Origin of the sequence: Paraburkholderia sp. RL17-337-BIB-A (assembly GCF_046025895.1) — a bacterium.
GTDB classification, from domain to species: domain Bacteria; phylum Pseudomonadota; class Gammaproteobacteria; order Burkholderiales; family Burkholderiaceae; genus Paraburkholderia; species Paraburkholderia fungorum_C.
The window spans coordinates 3777066-3798121 of record NZ_JARESY010000002.1; the positions used below are offsets into that span (position 1 = coordinate 3777066).

The following is a 21056-nucleotide window of genomic DNA, read 5'->3' on the forward strand; positions in this document are numbered from 1 at the left end:
ATTTGGAAGCGACATCAGGCGGCTCTAGTTGTCGTGTGACGGCTGACCCGAACTGCCACGAAGAATGCGATTGCTGACAGTATCGAAACAAGGAACACGGTCCACTCAACAGCTCGATAACCGTGGGTAAAGCTCCAGATGCTGGCCGCGGCAATCGGTGCTATTCCCTTGGCGACATTCGACGGGAACGAAAGCATGCCGCTGACTGCACCGTAGCCTTCGGTCCACATCAGGTCCTGGACGATGGTGCCGCGTAGGATGGTCATCATGCCATTCGCGGCGCCGTAGCAAAGTGCGAATAGCCATAGCAACGCAGCCGAGTGACCAGCACTTATGAGGATAACGGTCGAGAGCGGGAATAGCGTCACGATGATTATGCCGACAGTACTAACATGCACCGTTCGGCCGAAGGTGAACCAAATAGCCCGTGCAGCTACCTGAGCCGGACCGATGAGCGCCATGGTCGTTACCAGCACGGCGTTCGACACGCCGCGCTCGACCATGAGTGGCACCAGATGAAATGTGAGCGCCGCGAACGTCGCGTAATACGCAGTGAAGCAGACGGCGAGCGCCCAGAAGGTGGGCGTGCGGAGCGCGCGGCGTGTGGCTTCGTCATTCGCCGCCTTGACCTCACCGTGATTCTGCCGCGAATCGTCGTGCGTACGCGACGAACGGACGGCGAGGACGTGAATTGGCAGGGCGATTGCCAGGTTCGCGGCAGCAAGAACGACGAGCGATGCGCGCCATCCGACCGAGCCAACCAGCAACTGGGTGAGCGGAATGAAGACCGTGCTGGCGAACCCGCCCACCAGCGTAATAAGGGTGATTTTGGTCCTGAAACTTTGCGGATATCGGTGCGTTACGACGGCGAAGACGGGGTCATAAAGCGTAGAGGCCATGGCAATCCCAAGGCCAATCCAGGCAACGAAGACAAGGGTCAACGACTGTGCGTCGGCCCACAGCAATAGCATGGCCGCTGCGATGACTGAACCGACGGCCATCACGCGTCGCCCGAGTCCGTGGTCAATCCAGCGACCAATGGGATATGCGGCGAATCCGGAAACCAGCAACCCGACCGAAAGGGCGGCATTTGTCGCCGTTCTGCTCCAGCCCATAGACTGCTCCATGGGCACGACCAGCAGGGAAAATGAATAGTAGACGGAGCCCCAGGAGACTAGCTGCGCTAGCGCCAACGCCCATGTAACCAGACTGTCTTTGCTATCTGCCGGTGCGGTGTCTCCGCTGGCGCTCTCACTTCGGCTCGACATTGTGCTCAATTTTTTCAGCCCCTCATCTGGCTCAGTTTGTGGACGGTGCCGCTGCCAGTACGAAAGGCGTCGCAGCAAAAGAATGTTGCTGAAGCAAGTCTGTGCGCGATGACAACGGCGACTCGCTCATGAACTGGGTCGATGCGGCGCGCGGCAACCATCGGCAGGGTTATCTGCACGGCGCCGAGAAAGCCGATTCCTTCCATTTCGCAATACCGCTGAACGCGTAGCGCGACGAGCCGCTCTCTCAGGCGTGCCGACGCCCCAATGACGCCGCCTTTCTCACGATTCGTGGTCAAGGCGACAAAAAACTTAGAGCCTTCGTCGGCGAGGCGATTGCGGACCCGCAGTAATGGGGTCTTCCAGTCACACAGCGGCCAGACACGGCTCAGGATTTCCGCATCCGCGACAAGGACAGCGGCCGACGAGCCGTCCGCAGCCAGGAATCGCGCAAGCTCGAGTTTCTCGTCAGCCGCCGCTGTCAGCGCAATCGCTGAGGTCGCATATCCGGTCTGCAACTCAAATGCCCTCGCTACGTCCGTGGGAAGCGACCCGCACCATGACCCCGTCGTAGGGCGACCGCCGGCAGGATGTATCGTCGCGTTGGCGGTTCGCCGGTCTGCCTTCAGCATGATGAATCCCCGCATCGAGCGGCAATGCCACCCTCCCGACACGGGCAAGAGCGCTCCAGTCGATACCCGATTTTCGCAGTCCATGGCAGCCTCCAAAGATTCCATATTTCCAGAATACCGGAAATGTTGTAGGATGCAAGTGACGAAGTGATGACGGTCGTGTTCCGCAGGTGCTGCAAAGCGCCTTGAATCGACGAAACACCTCCATATAATTGGAAATGTCAAATAGCATGGTAACGAGATGACAGTTCACGCAAGCAATGGCGACCAGAGCTTTCCGGCGGCCAGGACAGATTTTTTCGACACGGATATCGCAGCACGCCTTGGAATGGAGGGGCAGCCGCCGGTAAGGATCCTGCTGCTCTACGGGTCGCTGCGTGAGCGCTCGTACTCGCGGTTGCTCGTCGAGGAAGCCGCTCGCCTGTTGCAGACGTTCGGCGCGGAAACCCGGATTTTCGACCCGCGCGGTCTGCCGCACGCGGACGACATCGACGTGAAGAACCATCCCAAGGTGAAGGAGCTGCTCGAACTGTCCCTGTGGTCAGAGGGTCACGTGTGGTGCAGCCCGGAGCGCCATGGCACCATCACCGGTCTGATAAAGACGCAGATTGACCATCTGCCGCTAGTGAGCGGCGGTATCCGTCCGACACAGGGGCGCACGCTTGCCGTCATGCAAGTCAGTGGTGGCTCCCAGTCGTTCAACTCGGTTAATCAACTGCGTCAGCTCGGCAGGTGGATGCGGATGTTCACCATCCCCAACCAGAGTTCTGTCGCAAAGGCGTTCGAGGAGTTCGAAGAGGATGGCCGAATGAAGCCGTCCTCGTACTACGACCGCCTGGTCGACGTCATGGAGGAGCTCGTCAAATTCACGCTGCTACTTCGCGGGCGTGCCGACTATCTTGTCGACCGGTACAGCGAACGTGTGAAGGAAGACCGTCCTCTCGACCCGGCAACCGACCTGGCCTCCCAGGCAATTGCAAGCCATTCCCGCAAAGAAGCGCAGGCGAGCAAACAATAAGAGGCACGTCATGGCAACCTTGGATTCGAAGCTGGCAGTCAAGGCGCTTGCAGCGCTCGCACATGAAACCCGTCTCGCAGTCTTCCGTCTTCTGGTGACAGCTGGACGCTCGGGTATGAGTCCAGGAGCAATTGCCGAAAAGCTAGGGCTTCCGGCGCCCACGCTGTCATTTCACCTGAAGGAGCTCGCCCACGCGGAGCTCATTGAAGGCAAGAGTCAGGGCCGGTTCATCATCTACTGCGCCAGCTATGACCACATGCAGACGCTCATGGATTTCCTGATGGAAAACTGCTGCGCGGCGGAGCAAGCACAGCAATGCGGCTGCGCGACCGACGAAACGGAGGCGTAAATGAAGCGATTTCACGTGCACGTTGTTGTCCCGAAGCTTGACGAAAGCGTGCGTTTCTATAGCAGCATGTTCGGCGCGGAACCGTCAGTGCTCAAGGACGATTACGCGAAGTGGATGCTCGAGGACCCGCGCATGAACTTCGCCATCTCAGCGCGGGGTGGTGAAACTGGCGTCAATCACCTCGGCTTTCAGGTCGACAGTGACGAAGAGCTGGCTGCTCTTCGCGAGCAGGTCGTTGCCGGCAGCGTCGCGGTACAGGACCAATCTGGCGCGCAGTGCTGCTACGCAAGTTCGAACAAGTACTGGACGCAGGACCCGGCCGGCGTCCCGTGGGAGACGTATCACACGCTCGGCGGCATCGCGATGTTCGGAGCGGACAGCCGGGAGCCGGCCGCTCCTGGAGCGGGCGGGGCCTGCTGTGCCCCGGTTACCTCGATTCCAGCTGTGATTGAGAAAAATGTCGGCTGCTGCTGATTCGCGGCGACAAAAGAAAACGGCCGCCCAATGTCACGAGGCGGCCCTTGTAGTTGGATACTGATGCGGATGATGCAAGTGTGTTCTGCGTGACTTACCGCACTAAGCGCCTGTTCATGCGGTCACGGGCTTGCACTTCACTTTCCTGGCGGGCTTGCATGCAGCCGAGTCCACTCCCTGGCAGCAGTTCTCGGTCAGAAAGCCAACCAGGTCGTTCATGTGCTCGATTTCGGGCCCGTAGTATACGAAACGCCCTTCCTGGCGAGACGTTACCAGGCCAGCATGCGTCAGCTCCTTGAGATGGAAGGATAGCGTCGCGCTGGCCAGGTCAAGATGCTCCTGGATGACTCCGACGTTGAGACCTTCCGGCCCGGCTGTGACGAGCAGGCGAAAAATAGCCAGGCGCGTCGGCTGTGCGAGCGCGGCCAAAGCTTTGATGGCGTCTTTTTCCTTCATAAGGCTCTGTCTTCAAGGTTATGTGCCGATTCTAACGCGACGCCGCCGGCGCGGGGTGGAACAGTCGACCCCAGACTTCACCGCTGCCAGCGACGAACGACAGAGCGCGCCCCCGCTTGCTGCGTCACAACGTTTCCATTATATTGGAGATGTGGAGTAATTCGAAACCGCCTAGACCAAACGTCGCCAGGAGAAGTCTGTGACCGAACACCGAAAATACAATGTCTTATTCCTCTGTACCCACAACTCCGCACGCTCCATTCTGGCGGAAGCGGCATTGAATGAACTCGCGAGCGACCGCTTCGTGGGGTACAGCGCCGGCAGTCACCCCGGGACGGCTCCGAACCCTTTTGCGCTTGACCTGTTGCGTTCACAGGGGATTTCGACCGAAGGGCTGCGCAGCAAGAGCTGGGACGAATTCGCTGAAGACGGCGCACCGCAAATCGATTTCATTTTTACTGTCTGCGACAACGCAGCCGGCGAGGTATGCCCGATTTGGCCCGGTCACCCTGCGAAAGCACACTGGGGCGTACCTGACCCCTCAACGGCCGAGGGCTCTGACGACGCCAGGCGCAAGGCATTTCTGCAGGCCTACGTGCAGATGAAGAAGCGCATCGAGCTCTTCGCGAATCTGCCGCTCGAAAAGCTCGACCGCGTTGCGGTCCAGCAGGAAATGCAGAACATCGGCACGTCGCTGCGTGAGAAGGGAGAGTAACGATGGCTGGCAGTCAAACAGTCGCGAAGACCGCTCGGCGGGCGCCGAGCGGCATCGGTTTTTTCGAGCGCTTTCTGTCCGTGTGGGTCGCGCTATGCATTGTGGTCGGCATCGTTCTCGGCAAGCTGTTGCCCAGCGCTGTCCACACTGTATCCACGCTGGAGTTCGCCCACGTCAACATCCCCGTCGGGATTCTGATTTGGGTCATGATTATTCCGATGTTGTTGCGCATTGACTTCGCATCGCTCGGCAAGGTTCGCACCCAGCTGAAAGGCATTGGCGTGACGCTGGTCATCAACTGGGCGGTCAAGCCGTTCACGATGGCATTTCTGGCATGGGTCTTCGTGCGGCACGTATTCGCGTCGCTGCTGCCCGCTGACCAGCTCGACAGCTACGTGGCCGGCCTGATTCTTCTGGCTGCAGCGCCTTGCACAGCGATGGTCTTCGTCTGGAGTCAGCTGACGAAAGGTGACCCGTACTTCACGTTGTCCCAGGTCGCGTTGAACGACCTGATTATGGTGTTCGCGTTTGCCCCGGTCGTGGGTCTGCTGCTCGGCATCTCGAACATTGCGGTGCCTTGGGATACATTGCTGACCTCGGTGGTGCTCTACATCGTCATCCCCGTCATCATTGCGCAGGTTATTCGCAAGACTCTCCTACGTCAGGGCGAGCAGGCCTTCCAGAAGGCGCTCTCGAAGATTGGGCCGTTCTCCATCGCTGCGCTGCTGCTAACACTTGTGCTGCTCTTCGCGTTCCAGGGTGAGCAAATCATTGCTCAGCCACTCGTTATCCTGCTGCTCGCGGTGCCTATCCTGATTCAGGTGATTATCAACTCGTCGCTCGCCTACCTGGCGAACCGGCAACTGGGCGTATCGCACGACATTGCTGCACCGTCCTGCCTGATTGGCGCGTCCAACTTCTTTGAACTTGCTGTTGCGACGGCCATCAGCCTGTTCGGTCTGAAGTCCGGTGCGGCACTGGCAACTGTGGTCGGCGTGCTCATCGAAGTGCCGGTCATGCTGGTCGTAGTCAAGGTCGTTAACTCGTCCCGTAACTGGTATCAACGGTCGTTGTCGTGACTGACTCAGCCGCTTTCCGCTGCGAAGACGGCACCGCGTGAATGCGGAAAGACGCCTTCTTTCATCGGAGCGATTTGCTTGCCCTTATAGAGCGGGCAAACGATCGAAGTTGTCGAAGCGGGCGAACGGTGGCGGAACCTCGGATACCTCAACCTCGTCGACGAGCGCCGCGGACATGCCCCTCACTGAGCCAGGCGCACATGGCCGCCAACTGTTCCGGCGAACCCAGCAGCATGACCTCGACCGAGCCGTCCATGCGGTTGCGGACCCAGTCGGTGACGCCCAGTTGTCTCGAGCGGCGTACACAGGCTTCCCGATAACCCACGCCCTGCACCTGGCCACGGACCTGAACCACTCGGGTCTCGAAAGGCTCGTCTCTATCGTGAGGTCCCATGGGTGTATCCGCCTCGTGGAATTGACTCTGGTGCTACTCCCTAAATTTACACCTTGTTTCACGCCATTCGTCCCAACGTCGATGACCGGTCGCTCGGGTTGCCGAACGCATATTCAAGTCAACCTGGCGTGCATACGGCTTGCCCGTCGTAAGGGCACTGTTTTGTTATGGAGGTGAATTATGGGCTCAATTAACCCGCAACGCGGTACTCAAGGCGGAGCTAACATCGTCGGCGGCGGTATCGGCGAAGCACCGTGGCCGGACGTCATGGCTGCTGCGACGCTGGATGGGACCAAGGTGACGTCCTCGGACGGCGAGCACGTCGGCAAGATTTCGGACATCATCTTTGAGCGCCGTCGTGCGTTAACACTTCTGCGCAGCGTCGATGATTCGCTAGGGATTTCCAAGAGCGACCGAGAGCCAGTGAGTTATCGCAGTGGCCTGGTAGGGCTTCTGCAGCAGCACAAGTGCGCCGTTACTCGCCGCTTTTGCCTGCAATGCCGGCGTCGGATATGCACTGGTTAGGATGGTGGCCGGGGCATGTCCCTGGGCGCGAAGGCGCTCATGCATCTCGATACCCGACATCCCGGGCATGCGGATGTCGGAAATCAGGCACGAGGTATGGGCGGCCTGCCCGGATGCAAGAAATTCTTCTGCCGACTCATACATGTGCGCGTGCCAGCCAAGCGACCGGATGAGGCTGCTTAACGCAACACGGACCGCTGAATCATCGTCGACAATCGAAACGACTGGCATAATTTCTAAAATGGGGCTCTCGAATTCACTCTCAGGATGACGTGTGGTCGATGCCGCCCGCCTTTCTTGATTAGCAGATTACTTCACAACGGCGTTTAGTGACATCGTACGAATGTATATGTGAACCCAACCCTGTGCTCGCCGGTCGCCGTGCATCACTTTCGCACCTCCTCTTTCATGGCTGGCGGCAGGCTGAACGAGAACGTCGTACCACCTTCAGGGTATTGGAGGCCCGAAATTGCCCACGGTGGGCTTCAACAATAGAACTGGAAACAGCAGGCCCCATTCCCATGTTGAATCGCATGTCGTAAAGAACGGTTAAAGAGTCGCGGAAGTCCTCAACCGCGACGCAGACATGCCTGAGGGTCAAGGCGGGACTGGACCTATGCGCTGTTCGACACAGCTCGCTAATCTCACGACCGCAGTTATACGCACGTATAACCAGTTAACGCCAACGCGGCATCTGCATATCCCGCCGTAGAGTAGATTTGCCCTTCGGCAAAACCTACTCTTCTCTCATCGAGGCAGCGCTCGCCGTTATGACAGCGCAAAGCTCGCTGTGCGGCCCGACGCACCATCGCCTTCCGCGATACCCGTCCGACCCGTTCGCTTTCTTAACGTCTTCAAGGAATCATCGTGTCAGTTGTTCTGCATAACTGGATATATATCGGCAGCAACGCCTATGCGGAGTACACGTTCGTGCCGTGGCTTGGCAGGAACATCTATCGCCGTACCGTCGACCTCTCCGCAATATGCATCCAGTAGCCGCAGGTCAGGGATTATCCGACCTCTAGTCGCGTACTGTGAATCCCTGTTGTGCAGGTTGTTGGCGTTTAAACGGCTCCTGGCACGGACTCATTGCGCGGGAGCACGCTACCGAAAGACTTTTGGGAGCCCACAATGGCCGCAAAGCGCAAGTCTGCATTGAGGAGCATCGGTCCATCTGGAATACCGACTCCGCTCGACGACCTCAAAACACAGCTCGCGTCCATTTCGACCGCACTAACGGAAGAACTTGCGGCACTGTTGGCAACCGTTCTCGACGACGGGAGGAAAGAGACGTTCGACCGTCTGTCACAGGCGCTAAGCGACGCGGTCCCCGAGTTTCTGCAGCGAGCGTTCGAACAGGAATTGCTCGCAAGCGGAAAGTCAGCGTCGAAATGTCGGGCATCGTTTGTCGCGGCATTGCGCGCGACCCACAGGCAAACACGCGTAACCAGTGAAAACGGAAGCACAGATTGTGCTGTCGGCAGTGTCAGCTACCGCGAGGACGCCCCGTCCAGCGGACTGCTTTTACCGCGGGCGAGCAGCGGAGTAGCTGTTGCCGGCAAACAGCCGAAATGAACAGCCACCGCTTCGGGTACGGGTCATGGTGATGGTGTTACTGGTCGACGACGACATAAACCTGCTTCAAGCGCTTAAGACGTTGGTTTGCGGAGAGGGTTACGAGGTTATGACTGCGTCGAACGGGGATGAGGCACTGCGCGCGGCGCGCCGAAGGCGCCCGGACATCGTTGTTTCAGATTTCATGATGCCGGTCATGGACGGTCCCGCCCTTATCGGCGCGCTCGCAGCCGAGCCTGAGTTCGCAACTATTCCGGTTGTTCTGAACTCAGCGGTGGCGACACCGCCGCCACACCTTCGGGTGTCGGCATTTCTCAGAAAGCCAGTCGCGGCCTCGCGCCTGCTGGAACTGCTTCAACTGCACAGTTCACGGTAGGGTCCAATCGCCATGACCAGTCACTTCGATACGCCGGCAATCGAAAGCCATCGGGTGCTGACTGCTTCAGGGTGCGCTCCGCCATCTGGCCATAGGAGGTTCAGCATGAAACTGGAAACCGCCACGTTTATGCGTCTACGTCGTCTCGCCCCGGTTCTCGATGACATGCTTAGTGCAGGCGAGGTCGAGCACGCAGACCAGGCAGTAGGGCTTGAGTCGCTTGCCCAGCTATGCTCACAGCTGTTCGATGCATACCACTGTCAACACCCACGCGAGATTGCACAAGCGCGACTCGACGCCCTTGAGCCGCAGTGACGCACTAGCTTTGAACCGACCCGCGGCCCCAGGTATTCCACATCAGTTTGCCGCTTAGCTACCTTCCGTGTTTGCGGTCGACAATTACGCTCGCCCGGACTGTTCCTCTGTGCAGCGAACCGAGAAGAAGCAGATGACTGAGCACATCGTGATGTGGGACCTCCGTGGAGAGTCAGCCAAGGAACGGAAGCGTGCAGTTGCGGGACAAGCTGATATTTTGAGGGCAGGCGGCCAAAAAATCCCGGGCCTCTGATGCGCGATTGAAAATTACTGCGAGCGATGAGGAGCGACATGCGACAACTTGCGACGGCCGCGGCCCTGTTGATACTTCTGTCCCGCAGCGCCGGTGCGACGTCTTCAATAGCGGCGACATCAGAATTTGATGCCGTGGACGAAAAGACGTGTGCTGCGTTCCGGCGCGATGCCGTCCCGCAGAGCATCAATACAGCACAATTCATAGACGCCCATATCGAGCCCGTTTCTGCGGCAGAACAGGTCTATCTGACTGCAGAAAATTCAGCATTTAGACTGTCTCCGAAGCCGGGTCGCTTTTCGCTACTCGCTTCACTGCCAGCTTTCAGCGCGTGGCAGCTCCATACCTCACTCAACTCCCTGGTGCAGTCGTTAAAAGCGATTGACGTGGTCCCTCCAGGAGAAAGCCTGGAAACTCATCGGGCGAAAAGCGCCACCTTCGCACTGCTCGCAGTGGAACAAACAACCACAATGTTCCATACGTACGCGCGGAATGACAGCGCGCGCAATCGGCCATTCATGACTCAGGCAACAGCAGAGACCGCCTCGGTGTCCCTCGCGAACATGGGGCCGGCTCTCGCGTTGTTTGTGAGTTGCACGGTCGATGCAATAAAGAAATAGAGTCAGTCAGCGTTAGGCATTAGCTGCGGAAAAATGGTTTGACGATGGGGACGCAGGCCCATTGCAAGGCTGCTTGCCGTCGCGCGCGTATTAGTGCGCGCGAGAATTTGCGCCGCGCACGCTACATAGCGGTTCGCCGATGCGAAATCGGTCATACGTCAAAATGTATTTGCATCGCAGTGGTTAAGGTGTTTTTGAGGTGTTTATGGTAACGCAAGCTCCCGCTGGAGGACTATTGTTGTAGCAACGACAGAAGGAGACACCATGAACGCTACTGAATCGCGTCGCGACGCCCGGGTACGCCATTGGTACCGGGAGCAGGACTGTTCCCTCCAGGACTTTGTCGCTGCACTTCAGCCCCGTTCAGATGGTGGCAGTCTGAGGTTCGCCACTGAAGCAGTCGACCACGTTCCGGTGTACCACTGCCGTGTGCTTGGCAGCGCGCTTGAAGATGCGTCGCGGCGCGCGGACCTGCACGCCGAATGGGCGAACGTGTTGAACGTGGGAGCGGGTGTGCTCGTGCTGAAGCAGGTTTACGCCGACACAGCTCCAGTTGATGAAGCGACGAAGGTCTTCGAGTCAGTCATCCGCGAGGAGCGGGAAGCTGGCGGCGCCGCGGCAGACCACTTCGCCAAGCCAGGTGCGAATGACCGGATTTGGAATGCGCAGGAAAAGCTTTGCCTGCGTGCTCCTTCAGTATTCGCCCGCTACTTCGCGAGCTCAGCACTTTGCGCGATAGCTGAGGCGTGGCTGGGGCCTCATTTTCAGGTGACGTCGCAGGTCAACGTCATACGTCCCGGCGGACAGGCGCAACAGGCGCACCGGGACTACCACCTTGGTTTTCAAACCGTAGCTGAGGCCGAGCGTTATCCGGCACACGTTCATGCAATGTCCCCCTTTCTCACGCTGCAAGGGGCGATTGCTCACAGCGACATGCCCGTCGAAAGCGGACCAACCGAGCTGCTGCCTTTCTCGCAGCGCTATGCCGAGGGGTACCTCGCATGGCGTCGTCAGGACTTCCGCGACTATTTTGAAACTCACTACGTCCAGCTACCGCTCGAAAAGGGCGATGCGCTGTTCTTCAATCCCGCGCTCTTCCATGCGGCCGGTTCGAACCGCACGACCTCTGTTCACCGCATGGCTAACCTCCTGCAGATTTCCTCGGCCTACGGTCGTTCGATGGAATCGCTGAATCGCGCAAAGATGTGCGAGGTGCTATATCTGGTCTTGCTGGACCGAATGCGGACGGCGAGCATCACACGGGAAGAGGCCGACGCGGTGATTGCTTCGTGTGCCGAAGGCTATCCGTTTCCAACGAACCTGGACAGGGACCCGCCGCGTGGCGGCCTCGCACCCGAGAGTCAGCAGGGACTTTTCCGCCGGGCGCTGACAGAACTGTGGAGCGCAGACAGATTCATAGCTGCAATTCGTGAGCAGGCGAAACGGCGCGAGGCTTAGGCAGCTCACCGTCAGTCAGTTGGCCCGCCTGATGCACAGTCATCCCAACGAAATCCAAGTAAATAGGCTTGTGGTTTGCTGCGACGTCGCCGGTCTGCGCAAGCCGCGTAGGCCCAGTCTTCTTCTGGTCAGCGAACCAGTGCGCATGGCAGTCGCGGTCATAACAGGTCTACTCACGATAGTTCCATTCCTTCCGTGTGCGCTCCCTTAGGCGCATATGACGGGTTTTACCTCCGCCGGGCCATTTCCTCAAACAGGGACTCGCGCCCGTTAATTCGCCTTGGTTAGATTCAAATCGAAATGTGAGCGACCGTATAGAGTCCGACTAGGGAAAGGTGTCAGCGGCCGCCGCCATGTCCGCCTCCGCCGCCGTGTCCACCCCGGCCTCCATGTCCACCCCAGCCTCCGCGTCCGCCGTGCCAGCCGCCGTGCCAACGGTCGCCGTGCCAGTAATTGCCGTACCAGTCGCCCCAGTTACTGCAAGTCCCGTACCCCGGTCCGTAAAACGGATAGCCGGAGATCGAATCGTATGGCTGCGCTTCCCCATATCCCGGTGCGACGGCGCAACCACCCAGGCTCGCTGCCACAGCGAGCAACGCAATCAAAACCCTACGACGTTCATCTGGGCCGCCGACATCAGCGCGTCCACAGTATCGACGGTCACCAGCGGTGGGTGATTCAGCCACAGACTGCGGTCGTGCGCTTTAAGCCAGGGCATGCCCGTCTTTTCGGCGTGCATCCGGTAAAACAACTCACCGGCGATACCAGTTGGCGCACGGACCCTCGCTAGTGGGTGGTCCTTCAGGTGAGGCAGCATCCACTCGACAACGCTTTCGTAGTATCGGACCAGGTCGAGTTTGGTAACGCCGCTAGACGGGTCAACCATGCGCTCTGGGTGCGTGAATTTGAACTCGGACTACAGCGGACGCGCTACGGGGCGCCACGCTCCATCAGTACTACAAATAACTATCATCATTAAAAATGGGAACTCGCTGGAACTGCTTTCCAGCGACAGTAGAGCCTCGATACATCATATAAATGTGGCACATATTTTGAGCGGTATGAGATTACGCATTGGCGGGGTAAACCCGGTTTAGGAGGCACCATGTTTCCTGTATCTTGTTCATTACGTTTAGCAAACCGTACTAAACATCTGAATAATAGTATGGTGTCTGAGAGCCGGACGCACCTGATGTAACGTGCCGTTTTTCAGAAAATTCTATATGACTGAGAGAGCACACAATGAACGTTGCCACCAAAGCAGGCGCCTGGGTGAGCCCTTACACGCCTCAAAACCTTGACCCTGCAGTTACGCATCTTGAGCGGGTCCTATGCACAGAAGGTGCAGATTCATTGTTCGCCCAGACCTACTGGCGCGCTCGGGTTCTTCAGGCGTATGCGACGCCCGGACTCTTGCAAAGACAACGGGAACGGCTACAGCGGTTGCTCGACCGTCTCGCCAGCGCTCCCGCAGATTCGAGGCGTCGGATGCAGACCGCCTGAGACTGCTCCTTCCACCTGGCGGGCATCTGACGGGTGCAGGCTTGGAACAGCTGACTTGCGTCGCACAAGCAAATGGCGCCGCTGCCTGCCCTTCGAGTTCCATCGCCGCAGGCTTGCAACCGAATAACCATTCGCAAGCCCGGACATTGTTCTTACCGGAACCGATAACACCCTTTTCTGCGGGAGTCAGCACGCCTGCACCAGCGCCTTCAGCGCAAACTTTTAGAGTTTTTACGGCGAGTCAATGACTCTTTTTAACTTCCTTGGAATCAGATGATGCAGACGGGCACAGTGAAGTGGTTCAACGATGCAAAGGGCTTCGGTTTCATCGCGCCGGACGAGGGTGGCGAAGACCTGTTTGCCCATTTTTCCGAAGTCAAGTCGGACGGCTTCAAGTCTCTTAGTGACGGGCAAAAAGTCAGCTTCGAGGTCAAGCTGGGACCAAAGGGCAAGCAGGCCGCAAATATCCAGCCGCTCTAGGAACATGCCCGATTCATGCCGCGCACGCATTGCGCGGCATGAAAACCCACGCTCTATAACAAGATTGTCTTCTCGCATCCAGGCCCACATGTTTCAGCTGGGCGAGACGCGGCTCAGCAACGGCCGAATCAGTCAAAGCGCCGCTATTTACACAGGAGTTTAAACCGATGAACACGCAAGTTCCCGAACAGATAGCTGCTGCACAGACGGTCGGCGTTGAGGCCCTTTACGGATTTCTTAATGCTGGTTTTGAGGCTTACGAAAAGCCGGCTTAAAATCGCCATGCAATCCTCACATTTTCTGATAGGACCGCAGTCACGGTCCTCATCTCGCACGCGGCGAAGAAGGTTATGTTTGTCGGAACGTTCAACGCCGGCAAACTGGACGTAAATATCAAGTATGGGCGCCCGCAAATTCTTCAGGATGCCGTCTGTCAAAAGTTCGTGGACACAGTGGAACATCGAACCTTCGGCGGTCGTTACGCCAACGAACGGCGGCAGCCGCTACGATTTGCTCAGCTCACCTTCCAGAATCCATTGGCGCTCGCTCTCCGATAGCCGGTTAATCTGCAGGGTGCCGGCACCCTGCAGCCCGGTAAATTTACCCGTCGCTCCGCTAACTTCCCAAAGACCGTTGAAAGCGGAGCGCGACTCGCGGTCTTTGCCTGGCACGGTTATCTGTCGCAGCTGCGTCTTCAGATAAAGTATGTTGCCGGGGCTAGAAGCGATGACAAGGTACCCCGTTCCGGCGAAAACAAACTCACTGGGACGCAAAGTGTTCCGAGCGTCTCTGAGTAAATCCCGATACAAAATTTCGATTTTGACCTTTCTATTCCCGGCGACATTCTGACGACTGGGAGCGAACACCTGCGGTTGTAGATGCGGCGATATTCAGCTGCATCGGCTACGACATTGAATATCGTGCAGTCTCAACGAAAGGAGGCTGGACGCGACTGCAACGGACCGCGAAGCGCCATCACTGGATTGGCGGCACAACGCCGAGTTTCTCGGCCAGCATCCGTTCATACACGCCGAAATGAAGGTCCACCTCTTCCTGCGTGACCGTCTGGACCAAAATGTTGACCTGGTCCGGAAGCAAGCCCATTACCGTTGAGATTGCGCTCTCAAGTTGCGGTGCACAAATCCGGTCTTCGGCCAGCGTCGTTCCTATCGAAATGTCATAACTTTGCTCCTTGCGGAGAATGATTTCGACGATGCGGGCTCGCGCGCTCATGTTGTTGTCAACCGCCAGCCTCACAACCTCGGCGAGCTGATTCATCAGTTCAGTCGGAAAGCCCTTCGTCGAGCGCAACCTTAACCGATGCTTACCGAGAGTTATCCACTCTGTTTCGAATTCCATGGCGTTCTCCTGGGTAATACTGGCGTGGATGGTAGGGACGATCGCCGGTTTTTCAAGTGCGAAAAATTCTTCAACTGGGGGCTTGAAAATCGTTTTTCTTATCCTATTTTCAAAGCGCTCAGGCAGTTGCTCGCGGGTTGTCGCGGGCGCTGCGTGTTTCAACCTTGTTTGTCTGCGGCCGGGGCAAACGGACTGGAGCGCGTACGCCGGTTCGTCTCCCCGCCGCCAGAGGAGAAAGCGACCATGAGTGACCTTTACTTTGGCACCGACCTCTTCAGCGAAGTGGACCGCCTGCAACGGCAGATGTCCACCCTGTTCGGCGGATTCCCCTCCAGCCTTCGCTCAAGCCGGCTCGGGACCTTTCCACCCATCAACATCGGCACGACCGACGACACGATTGAAATCGTCGCGTTTGCGCCCGGTATCGACGCATCAAAGCTGGACATCTCCATCGACAAGGGGCTGCTCACAATAGCCGGCGAGCGGACCACTGAGCCGCCGGATTCCACCGGGAGCCGACGTGCCTACGCGCAGGAGCGCTTCGTCGGCTCTTTCCGGCGAGCTATCGAATTGCCACAGCATGCGGACCCCGACAAGGTGCAGGCGCGCTACGTAGACGGATGCCTGTTGATTTCGATTGGTAAGCGCGAGGCTTCGAAACCCCGTGCCATTACGATTGAGTGAGAGGTGACATCATGAGCGACACAACCCAAATCGCCCAGCGCGAGACTGGCGCTGTAAGCCGCAATGCTGCCGAGGAAAAGACGCGTCGGCTAAAGCTGAATCCAGCGGTAGACATCTTCGAGGACAGTCAGGGAGCGACGCTGTTGGCAGACCTGCCCGGCGTGACGAGGGAGCGTTTAGAGGTGAGCGTGCATGACGGGAGCCTCACTATCGAAGCGGAGTCGGCGGTACCAACTCCTGCGAATCTGCACCTTTCGCACGCGGAGATACGCGCGCCATATTTTTCGAGGCAGTTTGCCGTCAGCGACGACTTCGACACTTCGCGAATTGAGGCTAACCTGAAGGATGGCGTACTGAAGTTGACTATCCCACGTCGGGAAGAGGCAAAGCCGCGCCGCATTGACGTCAGCGTTGGCTGAAGGCCAATCGGCAATTGATAGCGAATGCCGAAGCGGCTAAAGGCTGAGATGTGGTCTGCCGCATCTCAGCCGCCGGTCTACGTCATAACGGCTGAGAAGTTTTACGTTAAAAAAGACAGTATCCAGCGGCATACAGTCCGCTGGGCACCTGTGCCAAACCTTTGACGGGGAACTCATGTACTCATGGTGCGGGGTCCTCTGTTTCAGACTCTGCCGGTGGCCTGCCAACACCGAGCTGCTGCCGTCCCTTCTCCGAGTATTCTTCGGAACGTCCGTCGGGACTTCCGTCCTTTCCCAAAGATAAAAAGCGAACGTTCGAATCTGCTCCTCGGTGACTGGCACATCCTTGTTCACCCTCCAAAGAAAAATTTTCCCAACGGGCTAGCGCGCCGCCGCTAGCGTCAATCTAATACTGCCATATGAGCTGGTGGCGATGAATGATGAATTCTCCCGACTGACCGTCCACGGGGAACGGATGGCCGAAATGCACATGCAGCAAATCGACCCGACCTAAACGCACAATTGCGTTCCTTGAATATCAGCGGTCAACACGGGCTTGCAAATGAGCGGGATAACGGTCCCCTTGGACTGTTACATTTGCGACGGCTTCGTTGATTTTGCGCACATCGTCTGGGCTCAGCTCGATGGAAGCTGCACCGATGTTTTCTTCGAGCCTTTGCAGCTTGGTCGTCCCGGGTATCGGCACAATCCATGGCTTCTGTGCGAGAAGCCAGGCAAGAGCAATCTGCGCTGGCGTCGCGCTTTTTCCGGAGGCGAGTTGTCCGAGCACATCTACCAATGCCTGGTTGGCCTTCCGGTTATCCTCTGAGAAACGAGGCACGATGTTTCGAAAATCCGTCTTGTCAAAGCTCGTCGACTCACTGATTGCGCCAGTCAGAAAGCCCTTGCCAAGCGGGCTAAACGGAACAAAGCCAATGCCAAGCTCTTCAAGGAGCGGCAGGATTTCCTTCTCGGGTTCTAGCCACCACAGCGAATACTCGCTTTGGAGCGCCGCCACTGGTTGCACCGCATGCGCGCGGCGAATCGACTGCACTCCTGCCTCCGACATCCCGAAGTGCCGTACCTTGCCTTGCCCAATCAGTTCTTTAACCGTGCCGGCGACATCCTCGACAGGCACGTCAGGGTCGACGCGATGCTGATACAGGAGGTCGATACGATCCGTGCGAAGCCGCTTAAGCGCGGCATCTGCAACCGCACGAATATTGTCCGGCTTGCTGTTGACCCCTTTTTGAACGTCACCGCCTTCAAACCCGAACTTGGTCGCAACGACAACCTGGTCACGGAACGGCTCGAGCGCTTCTCCCAACAGCTCTTCGTTCACTCCATGCGCGTAAGCCTCGGCGGTATCGAAGAAGGTGACGCCGCGCTCGAATGCACTGCGAATCAGCTTAATGGCGGCCTGCTTTTCGGTGGCAGGACCGTAGCCGTAGCTCAAGCCCATGCACCCGAGACCAAGGGCCGACACTTCCAGCCCACTCTTTCCGAGAATGCGTTTTTTCATTGCAATGAACCTCGTGTTTTTGCGAAGGACTCGTCGTCGTATTGCGCATCCGTAACCTTCTCCATCCATTCCACCGGACTGCCATCCAGCGATTCGGCGATAGCGATATGAGTCATTGCGGTGGTGGGGGTTGCGCCATGCCAGTGCCTTTCCCCGGGAGCTATCCATACTATGTCCCCCGGCCGGATTTCCTCGGTTTCGCCGCCTTCACGTTGGACCCAGCCGATGCCGGATGTCACAAGCAGAGTCTGTCCGAGGGGGTGGGTATGCCAGGCCGTGCGGGCGCCAGGTTCGAAGGTAACGGTCGCGCCTCCCACGCGCGAAGGCGGTGTCCCGGCGAACGGCGCGTCGATTCGTACCGTTCCAGTGAAGTAGCCATCAGGCCCCCGTTGAGAAGGCTGTGAGCCGCATTTCTTGATGTCCATGAGCGCCCTTGCATTAATTGACCATTCCGCAATCTAACAGCGCTCCGGCATGTAATTAAGAGCTAAAATCGGGATGAAGTTATAAGACAGGCTAATGAATGGCTCGCTCGGACCTATCAGACATCACCGCTTTCCTCACAATCGCTCGCGAGGGTAGCTTTACCAAAGCTGCGGCGAAACTTGGTGTCTCTCAATCCGCGTTGAGCCAGACTGTCCGGAATCTGGAAGCGAGGCTCGGACTTCGTCTCCTCACTCGGACGACGCGCCGTGTCTCACCGACGGAGGCGGGCGAGCGCCTGATTCAAGCGGTAGGGCCAAGACTTGAAGAGGTTGAGGCGGAACTGGCCGCTCTCACCGCACTGCGAGATAAGCCAGCGGGCACGGTGCGCATCGCGGCTGGGGAGCACGCCGCTGAAGTAGTGCTTTGGCCGGCCATTGAACGTCTTCTGCCTGACTACCCCGACATCGTCATAGAAATCGTCGTCGACAATGGTCTAACAGACATCGTCGCGCAACGCCTCGATGCTGGCGTGCGTCTTGGCGAGCAGGTCGCAAAAGATATGGTAGCTGTTCGCATCGGCCCTGACATGCGGATGGCGGTCGTCGGGACGCCCGCGTACTTCAAAAAGCATAGCAAACCAAAGACGCCGCAAGACCTGACGACGCACAACTGCGTCAACATCCGGTTGCCGACGGCCGGAGGCCTCTATGCGTGGGAATTTGAAAAGGCTGGGCGTGCTCTCAAAGTTCGCGTTGAAGGACAACTCGTTTTCAACACGGCAACGATGGCGGTTAAGGCAGCGCTCGCCGGCGTAGGTCTCGCGTTTGTTCCGGAAGAACGAGTCCTATCGCATATCGAAAAAGGGACGTTGACGCGAGTGTTGCCGGAGTGGTGTCCGTCGTTCCCAGGATTTCATCTGTACTACCCAAGCCGTCGTCAGCCCACTCCCGCTTTCACTGTTCTAGCTGATGCGTTACGCAACTGGACATAGCCCAGCACCCAATATTCAAGTTGTCGCGCCACAATGATGGCACCCATGCGGACGGTGAGCAGTTCCAGGAGATCACTGCGGATACAAACGCTGAACCACCTCAAAATCTGGCCTTCGCTCAAACGATCGGTGAGCTATTCCAGGAGGTCCTCATCATATATAGCGGTGAACCGCATCCGATGCCAGCGTTCATCCATGCGGACGGTGAGCAGTTCCAGGAGACCACTGCGGATACAAACGCTGAACAGCTCAAAATCTGGCCTTCGCTCAAACGATCGGTGAGCTATTCCAGGAGGTCCTCATCGGATCCAGCGGTGAACGGCGTCCGATGTCAGCGTTCACCCATGCGGACGGTGAGCAGTTCCAGGAGATCACTACGGATACAAACGCTGAACGCCTTAAAATCTGGCCTTCGCTCAAACGATCGGTGAGCTATTCCAGGAGGTCCACATCGGATCCAGCGGTGAACGGCGTCCGATGTCAGTGTTCATCCAAGCGTACGGTGAGCAGTTCCAGGAGTTCACGGCGGATACAAACGCTGAACCACCTCAAAATCTGGCCTTCGCTCAAGCGATCGGTGAGCTATTCCAGGAGGTCCCCATCGGATCCAGCGGTGAACGGGTCCGATGTCAGCGTTCACGCATGCGGACGGTGAGCAGTTCCAGGAGATCACTGCGGATACAAACGCTGAACGCCTCAAAATCTGGCCTTCGCTCAAACGATCGGTGAGCTATTCCAGGAGGTCCCCATCGGATCCAGCGGTGAACGGGTCCAATGCCAGCGTTCACCCATGCGGACGGTGAGCAGTTCCAGGAGATCTTCATCTAATGTGACGGTGAGCGGCAACCGCTCACAACGCTCACTCATGCATGCGATTATCGGTTGCAGGAAACCTCGATCGATGCGACGGTGACGAGCATTCGCCCAAAGTCTTCCCATGCGGATGGTAAGCCGTTCCAAGGGGCCGTCTTTCACTCGGACCGTGCGATGCGATGGACCATAGCGTTCACTCATGCTTACGGTGAGCAAATTCAGGAGATACGTATCGGATGCAAACACCGCTTCTGCGATTAGCCGGCGTCCCCACACGCCCGAGAGATTGCGAACGGCAAACCTGGCGGATGTTCGGACCTCTCGGCTTGCTCTGACCGAATTCCGGATGCTTTTGGTGAGTGAATTCGGCGTCACTGTCATAGAACATAGCCCTCGACAGTTGCGGCCGGCCAGCGCACCGATTTACCTCTCGCCTGAGTACCAATGCTCAATCTCAATGTTCTGTACTGCAGCTAGGCAAATTGTGAAACGTGTGACGGGCTGTCATGGCCAACGTTAGATATATTCGAGTTGAGTGCTCCGACTCAAGCGAATGGCGGGACGTCCCGCCGGAAAATGAAAGTCGCAACTGTCGTTCGGTAAACCAGGTAAACGGATGGGCGAAATTGGCTATTTTTTGAGTCACATGGCCAGGCAGCAAGGCAAGTCGCAACTTCATTGCCAAAAATACATGGCTTTTCGTAGGTCGCGACTTTTTTGATAACCGAGAGCCGGATCAGAACTTCACCTTCAACTGAAAGCCGATCGTGAATGGAAGATCGTCCGAGGGGATCGGCGGAATCACAATGAAATTAGCCCCTACGCGCTTGTATTCGACCATGACGATCGGCGCGACGACCGGTCCGATCGTGTGGTTGCGACCCAGACCCCAGTTGCCGTAGTTATACCCCGAGATGATCCCGCCGATCGCCGCGATCCGGACGATGCCCCAATGCGCGAACTCAGGCGCCCAGACGCCGCCGCCATAGTACGAGGGCCGTCGCAGTGAGTTGCGAAAGCCGCCGGCAGTCACCGCCCATTGATTGTTGAGCCAGCATTCGACGCCAAGGCCAGGATTGAACTGCTCGAAATGGGTATTTGGGTCGGGGTTGATGTGATACGAGCCGAGCATGGCGTCGACCCATACGCCGCCCTCGCACCAGTCGCCGGCGTGCGCCGCGGAGGCCGCAGCCAGGCTCGCGACAAGCGCGACGACTGTGTGTCGAATCTGCTTCTTTATCTGCCGAAAATGCATGTGTTCTCCGTCACCGGTCGAACGCCGGTGTCATCCACGTTCTGGGTATTCCTGCTTGCCGTCCGTCGCGCACTGTACCTCAACCCGTACAGGCAAT

Annotated in this window: 23 protein-coding genes and 2 pseudogenes; 15 read left to right on the forward strand and 10 right to left on the reverse strand. The window is 57.8% G+C overall.

Features of this window, described 5'->3' with window-relative positions; translation table 11 throughout:
* Positions 1 to 14 precede the first annotated feature (14 nt).
* Positions 15 to 1268, reverse strand: a complete 1254-nt coding sequence (locus P0D84_RS37495; protein WP_408346341.1) for an MFS transporter — start codon at positions 1266 to 1268, stop codon at positions 15 to 17.
* Positions 1269 to 2228: 960 nt separating this feature from the next.
* On the opposite strand from P0D84_RS37495, the gene arsH reads away from it, so the two are divergent.
* From arsH to P0D84_RS37510, 3 genes are read left to right on the forward strand one after another with little or no spacing between them, the layout of a single operon-like run.
* Positions 2229 to 2918 carry an arsenical resistance protein ArsH gene (gene arsH, locus P0D84_RS37500; protein WP_459252225.1) on the forward strand — a complete coding sequence of 230 codons (690 nt, stop codon included), beginning with the start codon at positions 2229 to 2231 and terminating at the stop codon, positions 2916 to 2918.
* A 10-nt stretch (positions 2919 to 2928) separates the two neighbouring features.
* A complete protein-coding gene (locus P0D84_RS37505) occupies positions 2929 to 3267 on the forward strand; it encodes an ArsR/SmtB family transcription factor (RefSeq protein WP_408345795.1) in 339 nt (112 codons plus the stop codon).
* Complete coding sequence (locus P0D84_RS37510) at positions 3268 to 3741, forward strand: ArsI/CadI family heavy metal resistance metalloenzyme (protein WP_408345798.1); 474 nt, start codon at positions 3268 to 3270, stop codon at positions 3739 to 3741.
* Positions 3742 to 3855: 114 nt separating this feature from the next.
* Here the strand turns inward: P0D84_RS37510 and P0D84_RS37515 are convergent, their stop codons facing one another.
* Positions 3856 to 4197, reverse strand: a complete 342-nt coding sequence (locus tag P0D84_RS37515) for an ArsR/SmtB family transcription factor (RefSeq protein WP_041730777.1) — start codon at positions 4195 to 4197, stop codon at positions 3856 to 3858.
* A 199-nt stretch (positions 4198 to 4396) separates the two neighbouring features.
* On the opposite strand from P0D84_RS37515, the gene P0D84_RS37520 reads away from it, so the two are divergent.
* Together P0D84_RS37520 and arsB are read left to right on the forward strand one after the other, a co-directional pair.
* Positions 4397 to 4912: an arsenate reductase ArsC gene (locus P0D84_RS37520; protein WP_408345801.1), complete on the forward strand. Its 516-nt coding sequence runs from the start codon at positions 4397 to 4399 to the stop codon at positions 4910 to 4912.
* A 2-nt stretch (positions 4913 to 4914) separates the two neighbouring features.
* Complete coding sequence (gene arsB, locus P0D84_RS37525; RefSeq protein WP_408345804.1) at positions 4915 to 5991, forward strand: ACR3 family arsenite efflux transporter; 1077 nt, start codon at positions 4915 to 4917, stop codon at positions 5989 to 5991.
* Positions 5992 to 6075: 84 nt separating this feature from the next.
* Here the strand turns inward: arsB and P0D84_RS37530 are convergent.
* Positions 6076 to 6385: pseudogene (locus P0D84_RS37530) on the reverse strand (acylphosphatase).
* Positions 6386 to 6565: 180 nt separating this feature from the next.
* On the opposite strand from P0D84_RS37530, the pseudogene P0D84_RS37535 reads away from it, so the two are divergent.
* Positions 6566 to 6742, forward strand: a pseudogene (locus tag P0D84_RS37535) (PRC-barrel domain-containing protein); the annotation flags it as partial.
* Between the two features lie 36 nt (positions 6743 to 6778).
* On the opposite strand, the gene P0D84_RS37540 reads toward P0D84_RS37535, so the two are convergent.
* Positions 6779 to 7141, reverse strand: a complete 363-nt coding sequence (locus tag P0D84_RS37540) for a response regulator transcription factor (protein ID WP_408345807.1) — start codon at positions 7139 to 7141, stop codon at positions 6779 to 6781.
* 636 nt (positions 7142 to 7777) lie between these two features.
* On the opposite strand from P0D84_RS37540, the gene P0D84_RS37545 reads away from it, so the two are divergent.
* From P0D84_RS37545 to P0D84_RS37565, 5 genes are all read left to right on the forward strand, one after another.
* Positions 7778 to 7906 carry a hypothetical protein gene (locus tag P0D84_RS37545; RefSeq protein ID WP_408345810.1) on the forward strand — a complete coding sequence of 43 codons (129 nt, stop codon included), beginning with the start codon at positions 7778 to 7780 and terminating at the stop codon, positions 7904 to 7906.
* Positions 7907 to 8462: 556 nt separating this feature from the next.
* Positions 8463 to 8861 carry a response regulator gene (locus P0D84_RS37550; RefSeq protein ID WP_408345813.1) on the forward strand — a complete coding sequence of 133 codons (399 nt, stop codon included), beginning with the start codon at positions 8463 to 8465 and terminating at the stop codon, positions 8859 to 8861.
* A 105-nt stretch (positions 8862 to 8966) separates the two neighbouring features.
* Positions 8967 to 9176, forward strand: coding sequence for a hypothetical protein (locus tag P0D84_RS37555; RefSeq protein ID WP_132382024.1), 210 nt, complete (start codon positions 8967 to 8969; stop codon positions 9174 to 9176).
* Positions 9177 to 9467: 291 nt separating this feature from the next.
* On the forward strand, positions 9468 to 10049 hold the full coding sequence (locus tag P0D84_RS37560) for a hypothetical protein (RefSeq protein WP_408345816.1): 582 nt from the start codon (positions 9468 to 9470) through the stop codon (positions 10047 to 10049).
* Between the two features lie 264 nt (positions 10050 to 10313).
* Positions 10314 to 11507: a phytanoyl-CoA dioxygenase family protein gene (locus tag P0D84_RS37565; RefSeq protein WP_408345819.1), complete on the forward strand. Its 1194-nt coding sequence runs from the start codon at positions 10314 to 10316 to the stop codon at positions 11505 to 11507.
* Positions 11508 to 12108: 601 nt separating this feature from the next.
* Here P0D84_RS37565 and ligD read toward each other — a convergent pair.
* Positions 12109 to 12393 (reverse strand): non-homologous end-joining DNA ligase LigD, encoded by a 285-nt coding sequence (ligD, locus tag P0D84_RS37570; protein ID WP_408345822.1) that lies wholly within the window; start codon positions 12391 to 12393, stop codon positions 12109 to 12111.
* Positions 12394 to 13286: 893 nt separating this feature from the next.
* Between ligD and P0D84_RS37575 the strand changes: the two genes are divergently transcribed.
* Complete coding sequence (locus tag P0D84_RS37575) at positions 13287 to 13490, forward strand: cold-shock protein (protein WP_408346344.1); 204 nt, start codon at positions 13287 to 13289, stop codon at positions 13488 to 13490.
* A gap of 975 nt (positions 13491 to 14465) precedes the next feature.
* Here the strand turns inward: P0D84_RS37575 and P0D84_RS37580 are convergent.
* Positions 14466 to 14849: a hypothetical protein gene (locus P0D84_RS37580; protein WP_408346347.1), complete on the reverse strand. Its 384-nt coding sequence runs from the start codon at positions 14847 to 14849 to the stop codon at positions 14466 to 14468.
* Between the two features lie 243 nt (positions 14850 to 15092).
* On the opposite strand from P0D84_RS37580, the gene P0D84_RS37585 reads away from it, so the two are divergent.
* On the forward strand, positions 15093 to 15533 hold the full coding sequence (locus P0D84_RS37585; protein WP_408345825.1) for an Hsp20/alpha crystallin family protein: 441 nt from the start codon (positions 15093 to 15095) through the stop codon (positions 15531 to 15533).
* A gap of 11 nt (positions 15534 to 15544) precedes the next feature.
* Positions 15545 to 15952, forward strand: a complete 408-nt coding sequence (locus tag P0D84_RS37590; protein ID WP_408345828.1) for an Hsp20/alpha crystallin family protein — start codon at positions 15545 to 15547, stop codon at positions 15950 to 15952.
* A gap of 538 nt (positions 15953 to 16490) precedes the next feature.
* On the opposite strand, the gene P0D84_RS37595 is transcribed toward P0D84_RS37590, so the two are convergent.
* Both P0D84_RS37595 and P0D84_RS37600 read right to left on the reverse strand, forming a co-directional pair.
* Positions 16491 to 17474 (reverse strand): aldo/keto reductase, encoded by a 984-nt coding sequence (locus tag P0D84_RS37595; RefSeq protein ID WP_408345831.1) that lies wholly within the window; start codon positions 17472 to 17474, stop codon positions 16491 to 16493.
* Positions 17471 to 17899 carry a (R)-mandelonitrile lyase gene (locus P0D84_RS37600; RefSeq protein WP_408345834.1) on the reverse strand — a complete coding sequence of 143 codons (429 nt, stop codon included), beginning with the start codon at positions 17897 to 17899 and terminating at the stop codon, positions 17471 to 17473. Before P0D84_RS37600 ends, P0D84_RS37595 begins: the two co-directional genes overlap by 4 nt.
* A gap of 98 nt (positions 17900 to 17997) precedes the next feature.
* Here P0D84_RS37600 and P0D84_RS37605 point away from each other — a divergent pair, with 98 nt between their 5' ends.
* Positions 17998 to 18891 carry a LysR family transcriptional regulator gene (locus P0D84_RS37605; RefSeq protein WP_408345837.1) on the forward strand — a complete coding sequence of 298 codons (894 nt, stop codon included), beginning with the start codon at positions 17998 to 18000 and terminating at the stop codon, positions 18889 to 18891.
* Positions 18892 to 19605: 714 nt separating this feature from the next.
* Here P0D84_RS37605 and P0D84_RS37610 read toward each other — a convergent pair.
* Both P0D84_RS37610 and P0D84_RS37615 read right to left on the reverse strand, forming a co-directional pair.
* Complete coding sequence (locus P0D84_RS37610; RefSeq protein WP_408345840.1) at positions 19606 to 19950, reverse strand: hypothetical protein; 345 nt, start codon at positions 19948 to 19950, stop codon at positions 19606 to 19608.
* A 490-nt stretch (positions 19951 to 20440) separates the two neighbouring features.
* Positions 20441 to 20959, reverse strand: coding sequence for a hypothetical protein (locus P0D84_RS37615; protein WP_408345843.1), 519 nt, complete (start codon positions 20957 to 20959; stop codon positions 20441 to 20443).
* Between the last annotated feature and the right edge of the window lie 97 nt (positions 20960 to 21056).